Here is a 14,822-nt window from a genome sequence, read left to right on the forward strand (position 1 = left end):
GGCCTGAAACGCCAGCTGTACCTGTGGCATCGCTGGCTGGGCATCGTCGCCTGCCTGTTCATGGCGCTGTGGTTCGTCTCCGGGGTGGTCATGCTGTATGTCGGCTACCCCAAGCTGACCACGGCCGAGCGCCTGGCCCACCTGCCGGCCTTGCCGGCGGGATGCTGCGCCGAGTTGCCGGCGCAATGGGCTGAGCAGCCGGTGAAGGCGCTGCGCCTGACCAGCCTGGGCGGGCAACCGTACTATTTGCTGGAGCTGGCGGACGGTCGCCGCGTCACCCTCGATGCCGCCAACGGCGAGCCCCTGGCCATCGCCGACGCGGCCTGGGCCCTGGCCAATGCCCGGCAGTACGCCGGCAGCGCGGCATTGGCTTACCAGGGCACACTGGACGAGGACATGTGGACCCACTCCCGGGCCCTGGACAGCGATCGCCCCTTGCACCGGGTGCAAGTGGACGATGCGGCCGGCACCTGGCTGTACCTGTCCGGGCGCACCGGCGAGGTGGTGCGCGATGCGAGCGGCCGTGAGCGCGCCTGGAACTGGGTCGGCGCCTGGTTGCACTGGCTCTATCCGTTGCGCGGCGGCCTGGGCTTCGACAATGGCTGGCGCACCCTGGTGATCGGCCTGTCACTGCTCGGCACGCTGATGGCGCTCATGGGCATCGCGGTGGGCATCCTGCGCCTGCGGCTGCGCAAGCCTTACCGTAGCGGATCGTGCAGCCCGTACCCCGGCGGCTGGTTGCGCTGGCACCACATCGGCGGGCTGCTGTTCGGTGGGGTGCTGGTGCTGTGGGTGTTCAGCGGGTTGATGTCGATGCGCCCCTGGGGCGTGACCGACAGCCGCTCGCAGATCGCCTTGCAGCAAGCGCCGCTGCGCGCCGCCGACCTGCAGTTGCCGATTGCCACGGCCCTGGCCCGCTTGCGCGACGAAACAGGGTTCGATGCAGTGGAGCTGCAGTGGCAACGCCTGGCCGGCGTCACCTATGCAGTGGCCCGCAGCGCCGACGGCGACAGCCGCATCCTTGAAGCGCACGCCGCGCCGGCGCGTACCTTCAGCCGGGAAAGGCTGCTGGCGGCCGCGCAAGCGATGGCTCCCGGGGTGACGGTGGAGGATGACTGGCAAAGCGCCTACGACTTCCACTACTTCGCCCGCGAGCCACAGAGCATGTACGGGTCCCAGTCGCGCCCACTGCCCGTGCTGCGCGTGCGCTTCGCCGACGCGGCGGGCACATGGGCCTACCTGGACCCTGCCAGCGGCACGCTGGTGGCCAGCCACGACCGGGCGCAACGTGCCGGGCGCTGGTTGTTCAACCTGTTGCACAGTTGGGATTGGCAACCACTGCTGGCGCGGCCGCTGTTGCGCGAAGGGTTGATCATCGGCCTGAGTAGCGGCGGCCTGGTGATAGCCCTCAGTGGTGTGGTACTGGGCTGGCGACGCCTGCGCAGGACTCTTCGGTAGCGTCATTGGGGCTGCTGTGCAGCCCCTTTCGCCTGACTGACAGCCATTGACGGCTACCCGCGCTTTTTCTTCACCCCACCCTGCCTGGCCTTGAACCGCGGATTGGACTTGCAGATCACATAGATCCGACCACGGCGCTTAACCACCTGGCAGTCACGATGACGGCGCTTGGCCTGCTTGAGTGAGGACAGGACTTGCATGAGAACCTCCAGATACGTAATAACATAACGTTAACGCAAATCATTCTCATCACACAACCGCCCTCTCAGATCTTTTTCTGGCGATGAATGGAACGCTGATGTAATGTTATTACATATTTATCGGAGATCCCCCTTGAACCCTCGCGCTCCCCTTCTGGCCGGCCTGACCCTGGGCCTGTTCGGTCAACCGCTCGCTGCGGCCCAACCCCTGGTACTGGACGAAACCTCGATCACCGACGCCTACCTCGAAGAGCGCGCCGACGGCCCGGTCCAGGGTTATCGGGCCACCCGCTCGGCCACCGCCACGCGCACCGACACCGATATCCGCGACACCCCGCAGAGCATCGAAGTGGTGCCGGCCCAGGTACTCAAGGACCTCAACAGCACCCGCATCGACCGCGCCCTGGACTTTGCCGGCGGCGTGTCGCGGCAGAACAACTTCGGCGGCCTGACCTTCCTCAACTACAGCGTGCGCGGCTTCACCACAGGGGAGCTTTACAAGAACGGCTTCGCCGTCAACCGCGGCAGCTACAGCGCGCCCGACACCTCCAGCATCGAGCGCATCGAGGTGCTCAAGGGCCCGGCCGCGAGCCTCTATGGCCGCGGCGATCCCGGCGGCCTGGTCAACATCGTCAGCAAGCGCCCCCAGGCCGAGACGTTCAGCACCGTAAACCTGAGCGCCGGCAGCTGGGACCGCTACCGCGGCACGCTGGACGCCAACGCGCCGCTGGACAGCCAAGGCAACCTGCTGGGCCGGGTCAACCTGGCGGTGGAGGACAACGGCAGCTTCCGCGATCACGTCAACAGCGAGCGACGGATCGTCAGCCCATCGCTGAGCTGGCAGCTGTCGCCCGACACCCGCCCTGGAAGCTGCGCCTGGCCAACCACTACACCCAGGGCACACTGAAGGGCAACAGCTCCGAGCCCCAGGCCCTGGTCGGCAACACGCTCACGCGCTTCTACCGCGAGCGCGACTTCGAGTGGAACGACAACATCACCCAAGCCGAACTGCACGGCCAGTTCGAGCTGCTCGGCTGGCAGCACCAGAGCTTGATCGGCCTGGAATACGAGAACTACCGCAACAGCCAGAAGTACCCGCAGAGCGCGACCCTGGCCAGCTACGGCCTGGATATCCGCAACCCGGTATACGGCAAGCCCAAGCCGGCCCTCACCCGCGCCAATGACTTCTTCGAACGCACCGAAAGCCATGCCCTCAACCTGCAGGACCAGATCGCCTTCAGCGAACGCCTGCGCGGCCTGCTCGGGGTACGCCTGGAGCGCATCGAGCAGACCTCGCAGAACCGCAGCAGCGGTATCAGCAACAGCCAGGCCAAGGATGTCGCCACGCCCCGCGTCGGCCTGCTGTACCAGCTGACGCCACAGGTCGGCGTGTTCGCCAACGCCTCGACCTCGTTCAAGCCCAACACCATCGGCACCCAGGGGCAGGTCTACAAGCCCGAGAAAGGCATCGGCTACGAGACCGGCCTGAAGCTCGACCTGTTCGACAGCCGCCTGGGCGCCACGGTGGCGCTGTTCCATATCGACAAGGAGAATGTCATCACCACCGATGCCCTGGGCGAGAGCATCGCGGCCGGCAAGGCGCGCAGCCAAGGCCTGGACCTGCAGTTCAGCGGCCAGCTCAGCGAGGCGGTGCGGGTGATCGGCGCCTATGCCTACATCGATGCCGAGGTCACCAAGGGCGATGCCAGCCTGCCCAAGGGCAGCGACCTGCTGGGCATTGCCCGTAACAGCGGCAGCGTGATGGGCGTGTATGAGTTCCAGAATGGCGCCCTGCGCGGTTCGGACCTGGGGGCGGCGTTCAACTATGTCGGCGAGCGCTCCGGTCAGGCTGGCAGCGCTTTCACCCTGCCCTCGTACAGCACGGTCGACCTGCTGGCGCACTACAAGGCCAGCGAGCAGGTCACCGTGGGCCTGAACCTCAACAACCTGTTCGACCGCAAGTACTATGAGCGCTCATACAACAGTTCATGGGTGCTGCCGGGCGAACCGCGCAATGTCAGTGTCAGCCTGACCCTCAGCCTCTGAGGCGGCGCAGTGGCTCGCGATGCCCCACGCGCCGGGGCATCGCGATACACTGTGCGGACACCCCCAAGCAGCCCTTGGCATGATCCAGTCCGATCTCGATCTGTTCGACGCACACCCCCAGCAGTTGGCCGCGCACACCACGCTGCTGCCAGGTTTCGCCCTGGCGGAACTCGAGCCCCTGCTCGATGCCTTGCGCCCGGTGCTGCGCGCGGCGCCGTTTCGCCACATGCAGACCCCCGGCGGCCTGCGCATGGCCGTGGCGCTGAGCAATTGCGGCGCGCTGGGTTGGGTCAGCGACGCAAGCGGCTATCGTTACTCTGCCACCGACCCGGTCAGTGGCAAGCCCTGGCCCGCCCTGCCCCAGGTGCTGCTCGAGCTGGCCTCGCGCGCAGCTGCCCAGGCCGGTTTCGACGGCTTCGTGGCGGATGCCTGCCTGATCAACCACTACCTGCCGGGTACCCGCCTGAGTCTGCATCAGGACCGCGACGAGCAGGACTACGCCCATCCGATCGTCTCGATCTCGCTGGGCCTGCCCGCAGTGTTCCTGTTCGGCGGGCTGCAGCGCTCGGACCGAACCCGACGCATCCCGCTGAACCACGGCGACGTGCTGGTGTGGGGCGGCGAGGACCGCCTGCGCTTTCATGGCGTGCTGCCTATCAAGCCTGGCGTGCATCCGCGCATGGGCGAACGGCGGATCAATCTGACGCTGCGCAAGGCCGGCTGACCCTAACGGCCGGCAAACCATTCCCGGCGCTCCTCGAACGCGGCGCGGATCGCCCCGACCATCACCTGCACCAACGGATCGGCTTCGGTACGCTCATCGACCGCCAGCCACACGCGCCGGCGCATCGGCTCGCGGAACAACCCCTGCAAGGCCAGCAGGCCACGATCCAGATGCGCCGCGTAGTGCGGCAGCAAACCGACACTGGCGCTGCATTTGATCAGCTGGCAGTACATCTCGTAGTCCTGGATCTGCGTCACGCCGGCCGAGCGGGTGCTCAACAGCGCCTGCCAGGGCGTCAACGCCTGCACGCCGACCTCACCTTGCCATTGCACCAGCATGTAGTCCTGCAGGTGCGCCAGGCTGGTCGGGCGGTTGGCCTCGCGGGCATAGCGCTTGGCGATATGCGGCAGGTACTCAAGGGTGGCCAGGGCTTCGGCGGTGGTGTCGGCAAAACAGCCTCTGTGGGCGCCCTGGTCAAGGTCGCCCAGCCATAACGCCACATCCGCGGCCTGCTCGGGTACCTGGCGGCCATCGAGCGTGGCCACCTCCAGGCGCATGCCGGCATGCTGGCGCACGAAGTTGATCAGGTTGCGGCCCAGCAGGTCCTGCAGCAGTGGTTCGGCCACGGCCAGGCGCACACTGGCGCTGGCTTCCCGCGCCGGTGGCACCACCGGTTCGCGGGCCTGGAGCACCTGCTGCAGGCGCTCGCCCTGCTGGCTGAGCACCGGGTTGTTGTTGCGGTTGACGAACAGGCTGTAGCCCAGGCGTGCCTCCAGCGCCGCCAGGCGCTTGCGCAAAGCCACCGGCTTGAGGTTGAGCCGCCGCGCCGCCTGCATGAAACAACCGCAGCGCGCTGTGACCAGAAAACAGTTCAGAGTCTGTTCGTCCAGGGCCAGCGGCACCTGGGGGCGAACGACGGGCACGCTGGTATCAGGGGCTCGCCCCCGGGACAGATCGATAGGCATCCCTCGCCTCCCGCAGGCCCGCGTCGGCAGGCCCGCTTCTTCCATGGTTGTAGGCGGCTAGCGGCTGCTTTCCAGCACCTGGTTGAGCGCCGCGCCGTCGATGCTGAGGGTGGCAGTGTCGAACATGCCCTCGACATAGGCCTTGGCCACCTGCTCCTGGCGCTGGGCACGCAGCACCTGGCGCAGGCGCGGGGCCACCTCGTCGAAGGTCGCCGCCCGGGCCGGCTGCTGTTCCACCAGTTTGATGATGTGATAGCCCGCCGCGCTCTGCACCGGCTCGCTGACGCTGCCCACCTTGAGTTTCGGCACCACCCCGCGCACCTCCGGCAACAGTTGCGCCAAGGCCTGCAGGCCGGTATCGCCGCCGTTGGCGGCGGTGCCGGCATCCTGCGAATGCTCGCGGGCCAATGCGCCAAAGTCCGCATCCGCGGCCTGGGCCTGCTTGGCCAGGGCCGCGGCCTGCTTGCGCACGGCCTCGTCATCCTTGGGGTTTTCCACCCGCAGGAAGATCTGGCTCAGGCGATAGCGTGCCGGCAGTTGCAACCCGGCCTTGCCTGCCTCGTAGGCCTGCTTGAGCTCGGCTTCGGTGGGGTAGTCGTCGGGCACCTTGCTCACCGAGTCGAGGTAGTCGCGCAAGACGATCTGCTCGGTGGCCGCGCGGGTCTGCACCTGGATCTCCGGACGCTGCAGCCAGCCTTGAGCCTCGGCCTGCTGGTACAGGGCCTTTTCCGCCAAGCGGGCGCGGATCCAGGCCTCCAGTGCCGGCCGGTCGCCGCGCAGGCTGGCGCGGGACTCTTCGGGCAACTGGGCGAACAGCGCCTTGAGCTCGCCGCTGCCCACCTGTTGCTCGCCCAGGCGCGCCAGCACCGGGCCGTTGTCGGTGGCCACCAGGGTGGCGGGCGAAGCCGGGCGCGCCGCCGCCACCGGCTCGTCGCCCGGGCGCAAGGCCAGGGCGACCGCCACTGCGACAACGGCCAGCGCGCCAGCGCCAGCCCACAGGGTTCGCGCCGTCACGAAGCGCTCACCGCGTCGCTGGCCACCTGCTCGGGCGCCGTTTCGGCGACATTACGGCTGTAGTCGCGCAGGTAGACAATGAACTCCTGCAGCAGGCGATCCCAAAGCAACAGGCTGCCAAGCAGGTGTTTCTCGCTGACGCCGTCGGCAACCACCACGTCCTTCTCCATCACCAGGAACTCGCCCTGCACCGACAGGCGGGCGAAACGCCGCGTGGCGTTCCAGCGCTCGGCCAGGCCCGCGGGCAGCTCGCCCTGGATGCGCAGCGCGCAACTGAAAGTGAAATCGAGGAACTCGCCTTCCTGGTTCAGCGCCCGGTTGCCGAAACGTACGGCGTAACCCACGCCCTGGCTGGCGCTGAGCAACTGCACCACGGCATTCTGCTCGGTGCGATTGACCCGGCAGCCGGCATCCTGCAGCAGCTTGGTCAGGGAGTCGGCGCTAACGGTTTCGATCAGGGTGACTTCGGTCATGTGCTTACTTCCTTGCGTTGAGAAAACGTCACTGGGTCAAGCCCTTGGGGGCGTCGAACTGGCTTTCGTAGAGTCTGTCGCCATAGGCCTGGGCCAGCTCCTCGAAGCGGACCCGAGCCGAGCCGGCAAAGGGCTGGCGCATCTTCATCACATCGGCGATATCGACCTTTTCATAGGCGGCCAGCATCTCCTTGGCCACCCCGTACATCTGCTGGTTGCGCGCCTGGCACTGCTGCACCTGGCCATCGCGCTCGGCCAGTTGTGCCTGCAGGCCGGCACGCTCGCTTTCCTTGGCGCGCGCCATGCCCAGCAGTTCGTCATAGGCCTGCTTGTACTTGTGCAGTTGTTCGTTGCTGCTGGCCACCAGCGCCTGAGCCTGGCTGTGCACGGCCTGCTGCTGGCCGGCGAGCTGTTCGCTCTGGCCGCGCGCCTTGGCCAGTTGCGCGGTCAGCTCGCGCACCTGGCCCAGGGCCGCGTCGCGTTGCTGTTCCGCCGCCTGACGGGCGGCGCTGGCCTGCGCCTGCTCGCTCTGCAGGGCCTGCAACTGTTGCGTGGTGCTGCGCAGCTGGGTGCGCAGGCGCTCTTCGAGGGTTTCGGCCGACGCCGAGGCGGCCAGGCTTGCGCCCAGCGCCAGCATCAACCAGGCGCAACGATGGCGATAGACTCCCTTGTTCATGCCCGTGCTCCTTCCCTAGAAACGCGTGTTGACTTCAAGTTGTAGCACATCGATGTCAAACGGCGCGCCGTAGACTGCCTCGCTACTCAACCAACGGGCTGTAGCGTAGACGTTGTCGGCCAGGCCGTAGTTGCCACCGAGGAAATAGCCCTTGGCGTTGGTGCCGCCGAGGTGGAAGCTCGAATCGTTGAACCCGTCCGGCAGCGCGTCAGGCTCGATGCGCTTGTAGCCGGCGAACAGGTTCCAGTCGCCGGCCTTGCGCATGTCCAGGGCGTTGCCCAGGGTGAACTGCAACATCCAGGCGTCGCCGCCGCTCTTGATGTTGCCGTTCTCGTCGATGTTGTTGGCCAGCTGGCCGGCCGAACGCTTGCGCATGTCGCCCTCGTCATAGGCCAGGTTGTGGATGTAGTTGGCCTGGCTGCGCAGCTTGAAGTCATGAGGCAAGTCGGCGTCCCACACCAGGTTCAGGTCGAGCAGCTCGAACTCCGAGGCGATGCCGACGAACTGCGGCTGCGGCGTGGCCGCCGGGTTGGCCGGATTGGGCGTGATGTCGCGCAGCAGGAACACCGTGTTGCCCTTCTGCATGAAGGTCGGCCGGGTTTCGTCGCTGTCACAGGCCGGCTGGCCATCCCAGGGCGCACAGGGGCTGGAGCGCTCGCCGGCGATGTCGTCGAAGCGGTAGTAGGCCATCGCGCCCTTGAGGCGGTGATGGTCGTTGAGCGCCCATTTCGCGCCCAGTTGCGCGCCGTACAGCCACTTGTTGTCGCTGTCCTCCTTGTCCAGGCCGTTGCTGCTGGCGCTGTCGTCGCTGTACTGCACAGGGAACGCGCCGACGGTGCCGAACAGGCTGAGGTCGCGGTTCAGCGGCTGGTCGAAGATCGCCGCCACACCATCGAAGTTGAGGTCGTGGGAATAGAGGATATCGGTGGACATGAACGGATTGGCGATGCGCCCGCCGGTCAACGTCAGTCGCTCGCTGGGCGTCCAGGTGACATAGCCCTGGTCGAGCCAGATGTCCTTCTTGCCGAAGCCGCCACCGAGGTTCTGGGTGGTCGACACTGGGTTGTTGTTGGAGCCGGTGGCGACGCGGATGCCGGCCACCCAGTTGTCCGCCAGCTGGGCCTTGAGGCCGAAGCGCGCGCGCAGGCGCAGGAGGCTGTCGCGGTCCTCGCGGGTGTTGAGCAGCGGCGGCAGGTTCGAGCCGCTGTTGGCGTTGACGTCGTACGGGCCCTTGTCGTTGAGCTTGGCGAAGTCGACGATCTCGTTGCTGTTGCCGTCGGCGTAGCCGCGCGATTCGTAGCGCAGGCGCAGGTCACCGTCGAAGCTGATGCGCGAGGCCCAGTCGGGGAAGGTGTTGGGCGCGGCCCAGTTTTCCTGCTTGGCGGTGTTCATCACCTCGGCCTTGATCTCGTCGCGGATCTGCTGGCGGACGATGGCCGGCACATACTGCACGCGCACCTCGCCGTTGGCCGCGGGGGCCTGGGCGACGATCGGCGCGGCGCTGACAGCCCGCGCCTGCTGGGCCTCGCGCTCGGCCTGGGCGATCAGCGCGTCGGCCTTGTCCTGCTTGAGCACGCCCTGTTCCACCAGCAGGCGGATCAGGTTGACGGTCGCGTTCTCCGACGGCGCGGCATGGGCGACGGCCGGACCGACCGCGGTGGCGGCGGCCAGCAGGCCGAGCGCCAGGGTCAATCGGTTGACTGGGCACTTCATGGGTTTGCAGCTCCTGTGGGTCAGACGTGCTTCGTTGTTCATGGCCGGCGCCCCTGCAGGGCGATCTTCACCGGCAAGGTCAGGTTGGCCGGCGGGCGCTGGTCGAGGGCCCGGGCGCCGCGCAGGGCGGCGAGCACCTGGGCGTCCACCTCCGGCTCGCCGCTGCCGCGCAGCAGCTCGACCCGGGTGATCTCGCCGGCGGCGCTGAGCCAGATCTCGGCCTGCAGGTTGAACACCAGGTTGCGCAGCTCGGGGTTGTCGAGCAGCAGGCGCTGGAAGGCATAGGCCAGATACTGGCTGTAGGTGCCGCTACCCAGGCCGCCTCCGCCGCCACCGGCCATGCCGCCGCCCTTGCCGGCCCCGACGTTGAAGCTGTCGCCGCCCGCTTGGGCGTCGCCGTCCATCTGCATGGGGTCGGCCAGGTCCTGGGCCGGGTCCGGCGCGTCCTCGGCGGGCTTGACCTCCTCGGCCTCGGGCACCGGCTGCGGCTCGACGATCTTTTCCTCGACCTGCGGTTCGGGCTCCTTGGGCGGCTCGGGCGGGGGCGGCGGTGGAGGCGGCGGCAGCGGGATGATCGCCGGCACCTTGGGCGCCTCGCGACGCACCCCGGCCATGTCGTTGGCCCACTGCCACAGCAGCCAGGCCAGGCCCGCGCCAGCGACGGCGAGCACGGCCCAGGTCAGCAGGCGGCGGAAGTTGGCTTTAGGTTCCATGCCTGCCCTCACCCCTGGTTCGGCTTGCCGGTAACCAGCCCGACCTGGGCCAGCTCGAGACGGCGCAGCAGGTCGAGCACCTCGACCACCTTCTGGTACTGCACGCCCGCGTCACCGCGCACGATCAACGGGAAATCCGGGCTGCGCGCCTTTTCGCTGCGCAGGCGGTCCTCCAGCTCCTGCAGCGTCACCGGGTAGGCATCGAGGAATACCTGGCCGGCATCGTTGATCGAGATCGCCTTGGTCTTGGGCTGGGCCAGCGACACCGTGGCGCTGGCCTTGGGCAGTTGCACCTGGATCCCGGAGACCTGCGCGGTGGCGGTGAGGATGAACATCACCAGCACCACCATCAGCACATCCACCAGCGGGGTGATGTTGATGCTGTCGACCGCGGCGTCGGCGTCGTCGTCTTGGGCGTTGTTCACGGATGCCATGCCTGCCTCCTCACGCCGGGATCGACGGGTTGACGCTGCGCCCGGCCGGACGCAGCGCCGCTTCACCGGCCTGGCCCTCGCCGTGCAGCTCGGCCAGACGGGTGATGAACTCGTCGACGAACACCCGCATGTCAGCACTGACTTCGCGGTTGCGCGTGGTCAGGCGGTTGTAGCCGAACAGCGCGGGGATGGCGACGAACAGGCCCATGGCGGTGGCCAGCAGCGCCGCGGCCATGCCCGGGGCGATGGCATTGATGTTGACGTCGCCGGCCATGGCGGTGCCGAGGAACACCACCATGATCCCCAGCACCGTGCCCAGCAGGCCGATGTAGGGGCCGCCGGCGATGGCGTTGGACAGGGTCGACAGTTTCGAGGACAGCGCCTGGTTCTCGCGGGTGCGCACGCCGTCCATGGAGCAGCGAATGGCCTCGATGGTGGCCGCGGACACTTCACTGGTGTCGGCGCCCTGGGCGCGGCGGGTGCGGATTTCCTGCACCGCCACCAGGTACAGGCGCCACAGCGAGGAGTCGGTCAGCCGGTCATGCAGTTCGCGATCGTCGGCGAACTGCTCGAGGCGCGTGCCGACCGTGGCGAAACGCTCGCGAAAGCGCGTATTGGCGGCGGTGACGCGATTGAGCGTGCGCTGCTTGCGCAGCATGATCACCCACGACTGCACCATCATCAGCACCAGAACAGCGATGATCACCCAGGCGTCCACCGGCACCGCCTTGAGCAGGAAGCCCAGGCCGCCGAAGCCGAAACCGGATTGTTCCTCGTCGACGCCATAGACCACCAGGCGCGACTCGGCACCCTGGGCCAGCACGTCGGCCTGCAGGCTGGCCTGGCTGCGGGCGACGCGGGAAACACGCAGCTCGTCCAGGGCGCCGACAAAGGTCGCGTAGTGGCCGGCGGCCTCGCCCCCAGCCGCTGGCAGGTCGCCACCGATGCCGATGGCGCCGCTGAAGGCCGCCAGGCTCGCGGCCAGTCGCGCGACCGGCTGGCCTTCGACCAGCAGCGTGAGGTTACCGCCCTCGCCCACCAGTGCCAGGTGCTGCCATTGGCCGGCGCCGAGCGCCTGGTTGGCCGCGGCGCGCTGGCCGTCCACCTCGATGAAGGGCACGCCTTCGGCCAGGCCGAGCAGCAGGCTGTGGCCGGCCTCGCGGCGCGCCAGCAGCAGTTGCTCACCCACCGCCTGGTCCTGGCGCAGCCAGGTACTGAAGCTGAACGCCGCGCCCGCCGGCAGCTGCAGCGAGGCGCTGGCGGGCAGTAGCAAGGCTTGGCCACCGAGCTGGATGGCCCGGCCGATCACACCATCGACGCTGACCGTCGGCCCTTGCAGCTGGTTGCCATAAGGGCTGGCGTCACGGGCGGTGGCTCCGTCGAAGTGGTAGAGCGCGGTGTAGTCGGCGTCGAAGCTCGGCTGCCCGGCGGGTGCCTGGGCCTTGGGGTTGCCGTAGTACATCCACAGGTCCTGGCGCTGGCCGGCTTCTATACGGGGTACGTCGACCCAGATCAGCGCCATGCCCATCAGCGGATCGAACTGCTCGACATGATGGTTGAGCACGGTCTTGTCGTCGGCAGCGACGAAGCGGATGTCCGCGCCGGTTTCGCTGACGCCGTCGAAGCTGAAGTTGCCGGTGTGCAGACGCACCAGCAGCGCGGTGCGGCCCAGCGCCTGGGTCAGGCCGGCGCCCTGGGGCGTGGTGTCCACGGCGATCTGCTTGCGGTACATCCAGTCGTCCTGCCACCAGGCGCTGGCGCTGCCCGGCAGGGCGAAGCCCAGGCACAGCAGCAAGGTCAATATCAGGCGTTGCATGAGAGGTCTCCAGGCCGATGCCGGTCAGTAGGTCAATCGTTCAGAAAGTCGCCTGCACGCTGAAGTGCACGCGGGAAGCGTTCTTGTCGGTGTTGGGGCCGTCCTTGAGCGGCACGGCCCAGTCGAGGCTGCCGGACAACCAGTCGTTGAGCGTGGCGCGGGTGCCGACGCCGACGCTGGCCAGGCTGTAGCTGTCATCCTGTTCGGGCAGTGCGTCCTGCAGGCGCAACTGGGCGCCCTCGGCGAACAGGTAGAAGCGCCAGTCGCTGATGTAGCTGCCGACGTAGCGGCCAATGGATGGGGTGCGCAGTTCCTGGGAGAACAGCAGGCCGTCGTCCCCGGTGCGTTCGGCGGCGAGATAGCCGCGCACCGAGGTGGCGCCACCGGCGGCGAACTGCTCGTTCGACACCAGCGGCCCCGAGGCCAGCTGGAACGCCAGCTTGGAAGCGCTCTGCCAGGCGCCGGCGAAGTCGAAGGTGTAGCTGCCGTCGCCCTTGAGCGCGGCGAAGCTGGAGTCGGCGCGGTAGCGCTTGTAATCGAACTCGGTATCGTCGCTGCCATAGCCCAGCAGGCTGCGCGTCCCGGCCACCAGGCTCAGGCCGAGGCTCAACTGGTCCTGTTCGGTGAAGCGGTAGCCGGTATAGCCCAAGGTGATCGGGGCGTACTTGAGCGGGACCTTGTCGCTGCTGCCACCCAGGCCGACCTGTTCGTCGAAGTCCTTGAAGTCCACGCCGATCGACAGGGCGTTGGCCCAGGCGCCGACGCCCGGCAGGTTGTAGATCGCCGAAACGCCGTAGGAATGGCCCTTGCCCAGCACATTGGTGCCGCCCACCGTGGCGACATTGCTGTCGGAGTGGTAGCCGGAGAACTGCACGGTCCAGCGCTCGCTCAGCGGCGCGGCGTAGGACCCGGACCAGACCTCGGCGTTGTCACGGTCCTGGGGCGCGGTGAACCAGGTCAGCGAGACGCTGTGGCCTGCCTGCCAGAGGTTGTTGTAGCCCAGGCTGACGACACTGCGCAGCTTCTCGGTGTCGGCGCTGTGGTCGTTGTTCAAGCCCAGGCTCAGGTTCCAGGGTTGCTTATCCTCGACCTGCAGGTCGACGTCCATGGTGCCCGGGCGCTGGCCTTCGCGCACCAGCGGCATGACCTGCCGCCCCGGGGCACGGTTGAGCGTGGCCAGCTCGTTCTGTACCTGGGCGAAATCGGGGACCTTGCCCTCCTCCAACGCCGGCACCTGTTCACGGATCTCCAGCGGCGAATAATGCTTGGCGCCCACCACCCGCACGCGGCCGACCTTGGTTTCGCTCACCTGCAGGTAGACCACGCCGCCTTCGACCTTCTGCTCGGGCAGCTCGACGAACACCGACTGGTAGCCTCGGGCCTGATAGCTTTTCTGCAACGCCTCGCGGGCACCTTCGAGGTCAGCCAGGGTCTTGTCCGGCCCCAGGTAGGGATAGACCGCCTCTTCGATGGCCTGGGCGTCGAGCACGGTGTTGCCGCGCACCACGTATTCATTGATCTCGACCCGGCGCTGCGCCTCGTCCGCGGCCACCTCGACCGCCAGCAGGCACAGCAGCGCCCCTGCGCCCATGCCGCATCGCTTGAAGAAAAAATGCTCCACACCGCCCCCTTGAGCGCCAGGAATTCGTTGGTTTGCTAGTGGTTGTCGCTGGTTGCGGGCTGGCCTTGGTGGCGGGCCAGCCAGCTGTGCAACAGGGCCAGGTTGAGGCTGAACTCGGGCATGGCCTGCAGGCTCGCGCCGAGCACTTCGTCGACCATGCGCTGCAGCAGGGAAACGGCCATGGCACTGCCCAGCAGCACGCCGAGGTCATGGCTGAACAGGCTGAAGTTCCACACCCGCGATTTCAGCTCCAGGCCGGTGAACCAGCGGAACAGCAGGTTGTAGTTGAGCTGCTCGTAGAGCTGCTTCTCGCTGGGCACCGAATACAGCAGCTGCAGGAGCAGCACATGCATCAGCGTGCGCGGGGCAATGATCATGCCCTGCTGCTCGGCCAGCAGCGCCAGCGCGGGCTGGTGCGCGTCCAGCAATGCCTCTATGCGCGGCTTGAGCAGCGCCAGCGAATGGCCGGGCGGCACGCAGCTGGCCACCTCGCGCAGGGCGCCCTGCCAGTCGTCCTGGGAGACGATCCATACCCAGGGGGCGCCGTAGCGGTAGACCGAGACGGGCTGCTTGCGGGCGGCCTCGACGATCTTGGCCAGACGCTGGTCGAGCTCCTGCATTCCCACTTTCGTGTAGCGTTCCATAGTGCCCATTGCCCCGCTCCCAGGCCGGTTCTCAAGGCTTGATTGGCCTGATGGCCAGGTGCCTTGTTGGTGTCCATGGCTTTGACGGGGGTGGCGGATTGCTACCGAAGTTTTGTCATGAAAGGTTCATCAGAGGGGGTGGTTTCGAGGGGGTCGGGGTCGGGGTCGGGGTCGGGGTCGGAAGTGATTGTTTTGATTTTTGTTTGCGCATTCGTAGAAGATGTCGACATTTAGTCACCTTTTCGCCCTTACGGCGACCTACTTTTGTCTTGACAAAAGTAGGCAAAACCGTTCGGCTCCGTTCATACGGCCCCTACGCTTCGCT

General features: G+C 67.3%; 13 protein-coding genes and 1 pseudogene. 3 read left to right on the plus strand and 11 right to left on the minus strand.

Going from position 1 to position 14,822, the window contains the following annotated elements; translation table 11 throughout:
- Positions 1–3 precede the first annotated feature (3 nt).
- Positions 4–1,458: a PepSY domain-containing protein gene (locus OH705_RS26240; RefSeq protein ID WP_263160411.1), complete on the plus strand. Its 1,455-nt coding sequence runs from the start codon at positions 4–6 to the stop codon at positions 1,456–1,458.
- A gap of 53 nt (positions 1,459–1,511) precedes the next feature.
- Here the strand turns inward: OH705_RS26240 and ykgO are convergent, their stop codons facing one another.
- A complete protein-coding gene (ykgO, locus tag OH705_RS26245) occupies positions 1,512–1,658 on the minus strand; it encodes a type B 50S ribosomal protein L36 (protein ID WP_023632134.1) in 147 nt (48 codons plus the stop codon).
- A 133-nt stretch (positions 1,659–1,791) separates the two neighbouring features.
- On the opposite strand from ykgO, the pseudogene OH705_RS26250 reads away from it, so the two are divergent.
- Both OH705_RS26250 and alkB read left to right on the plus strand, forming a co-directional pair.
- Positions 1,792–3,704: pseudogene (locus OH705_RS26250) on the plus strand (TonB-dependent siderophore receptor).
- Positions 3,705–3,783: 79 nt separating this feature from the next.
- The gene (alkB, locus tag OH705_RS26255; protein WP_023632268.1) at positions 3,784–4,428 is read left to right on the plus strand and encodes a DNA oxidative demethylase AlkB; all 645 of its coding nucleotides are present in this window, start codon (positions 3,784–3,786) and stop codon (positions 4,426–4,428) included.
- A 2-nt stretch (positions 4,429–4,430) separates the two neighbouring features.
- Here alkB and OH705_RS26260 read toward each other — a convergent pair whose 3' ends face one another.
- The 10 genes from OH705_RS26260 to OH705_RS26305 all read right to left on the minus strand — a co-directional run bounded on the left by OH705_RS26260 (position 4,431) and on the right by OH705_RS26305 (position 14,506).
- Complete coding sequence (locus OH705_RS26260; protein ID WP_267303347.1) at positions 4,431–5,393, minus strand: LysR substrate-binding domain-containing protein; 963 nt, start codon at positions 5,391–5,393, stop codon at positions 4,431–4,433.
- A gap of 57 nt (positions 5,394–5,450) precedes the next feature.
- Positions 5,451–6,407 carry a peptidylprolyl isomerase gene (locus OH705_RS26265; RefSeq protein ID WP_160291309.1) on the minus strand — a complete coding sequence of 319 codons (957 nt, stop codon included), beginning with the start codon at positions 6,405–6,407 and terminating at the stop codon, positions 5,451–5,453.
- On the minus strand, positions 6,404–6,880 hold the full coding sequence (locus tag OH705_RS26270; protein WP_038706233.1) for a YbjN domain-containing protein: 477 nt from the start codon (positions 6,878–6,880) through the stop codon (positions 6,404–6,406). Before OH705_RS26270 ends, OH705_RS26265 begins: the two co-directional genes overlap by 4 nt.
- A 28-nt stretch (positions 6,881–6,908) precedes the next feature.
- Entirely contained in the window at positions 6,909–7,556 is a 648-nt protein-coding gene (locus OH705_RS26275; RefSeq protein WP_038706234.1) for a hypothetical protein, read from the minus strand.
- Between the two features lie 15 nt (positions 7,557–7,571).
- Positions 7,572–9,269 (minus strand): putative porin, encoded by a 1,698-nt coding sequence (locus OH705_RS26280; RefSeq protein ID WP_046855395.1) that lies wholly within the window; start codon positions 9,267–9,269, stop codon positions 7,572–7,574.
- A 38-nt stretch (positions 9,270–9,307) separates the two neighbouring features.
- Positions 9,308–9,982, minus strand: coding sequence for an energy transducer TonB family protein (locus tag OH705_RS26285; protein WP_267303348.1), 675 nt, complete (start codon positions 9,980–9,982; stop codon positions 9,308–9,310).
- Between the two features lie 8 nt (positions 9,983–9,990).
- Positions 9,991–10,416 (minus strand): ExbD/TolR family protein, encoded by a 426-nt coding sequence (locus OH705_RS26290; protein WP_046855393.1) that lies wholly within the window; start codon positions 10,414–10,416, stop codon positions 9,991–9,993.
- Between the two features lie 10 nt (positions 10,417–10,426).
- Positions 10,427–12,232 carry a DUF2341 domain-containing protein gene (locus OH705_RS26295; RefSeq protein ID WP_094012580.1) on the minus strand — a complete coding sequence of 602 codons (1,806 nt, stop codon included), beginning with the start codon at positions 12,230–12,232 and terminating at the stop codon, positions 10,427–10,429.
- A gap of 40 nt (positions 12,233–12,272) precedes the next feature.
- The gene (locus OH705_RS26300; RefSeq protein ID WP_052062210.1) at positions 12,273–13,823 is read right to left on the minus strand and encodes a ShlB/FhaC/HecB family hemolysin secretion/activation protein; all 1,551 of its coding nucleotides are present in this window, start codon (positions 13,821–13,823) and stop codon (positions 12,273–12,275) included.
- A gap of 65 nt (positions 13,824–13,888) precedes the next feature.
- On the minus strand, positions 13,889–14,506 hold the full coding sequence (locus tag OH705_RS26305) for a transposase (RefSeq protein WP_177182957.1): 618 nt from the start codon (positions 14,504–14,506) through the stop codon (positions 13,889–13,891).
- Positions 14,507–14,822: the final 316 nt, after the last annotated feature.

This window comes from Pseudomonas sp. BJa3 (assembly GCF_026343815.1).
In the GTDB taxonomy this organism is placed as follows: Bacteria; Pseudomonadota; Gammaproteobacteria; order Pseudomonadales; family Pseudomonadaceae; genus Aquipseudomonas; species Aquipseudomonas soli.

Excerpts from the sequence above, each read along its gene's own strand:
- ykgO (WP_023632134.1), bottom strand. The coding sequence starts at position 1,658 with ATGCAAGTCCTGTCCTCACTCAAGCAGGCCAAGCGCCGTCATCGTGAC.
- alkB (WP_023632268.1), top strand. The coding sequence starts at position 3,784 with ATGATCCAGTCCGATCTCGATCTGTTCGACGCACACCCCCAGCAGTTG.
- OH705_RS26260 (WP_267303347.1), bottom strand. The coding sequence starts at position 5,393 with ATGCCTATCGATCTGTCCCGGGGGCGAGCCCCTGATACCAGCGTGCCC.
- OH705_RS26270 (WP_038706233.1), bottom strand. The coding sequence starts at position 6,880 with ATGACCGAAGTCACCCTGATCGAAACCGTTAGCGCCGACTCCCTGACC.
- OH705_RS26275 (WP_038706234.1), bottom strand. The coding sequence starts at position 7,556 with ATGAACAAGGGAGTCTATCGCCATCGTTGCGCCTGGTTGATGCTGGCG.
- OH705_RS26280 (WP_046855395.1), bottom strand. The coding sequence starts at position 9,269 with ATGAAGTGCCCAGTCAACCGATTGACCCTGGCGCTCGGCCTGCTGGCC.
- OH705_RS26285 (WP_267303348.1), bottom strand. The coding sequence starts at position 9,982 with ATGGAACCTAAAGCCAACTTCCGCCGCCTGCTGACCTGGGCCGTGCTC.
- OH705_RS26290 (WP_046855393.1), bottom strand. The coding sequence starts at position 10,416 with ATGGCATCCGTGAACAACGCCCAAGACGACGACGCCGACGCCGCGGTC.
- OH705_RS26295 (WP_094012580.1), bottom strand. The coding sequence starts at position 12,232 with ATGCAACGCCTGATATTGACCTTGCTGCTGTGCCTGGGCTTCGCCCTG.
- OH705_RS26300 (WP_052062210.1), bottom strand. The coding sequence starts at position 13,823 with ATGGGCGCAGGGGCGCTGCTGTGCCTGCTGGCGGTCGAGGTGGCCGCG.
- OH705_RS26305 (WP_177182957.1), bottom strand. The coding sequence starts at position 14,506 with ATGGGCACTATGGAACGCTACACGAAAGTGGGAATGCAGGAGCTCGAC.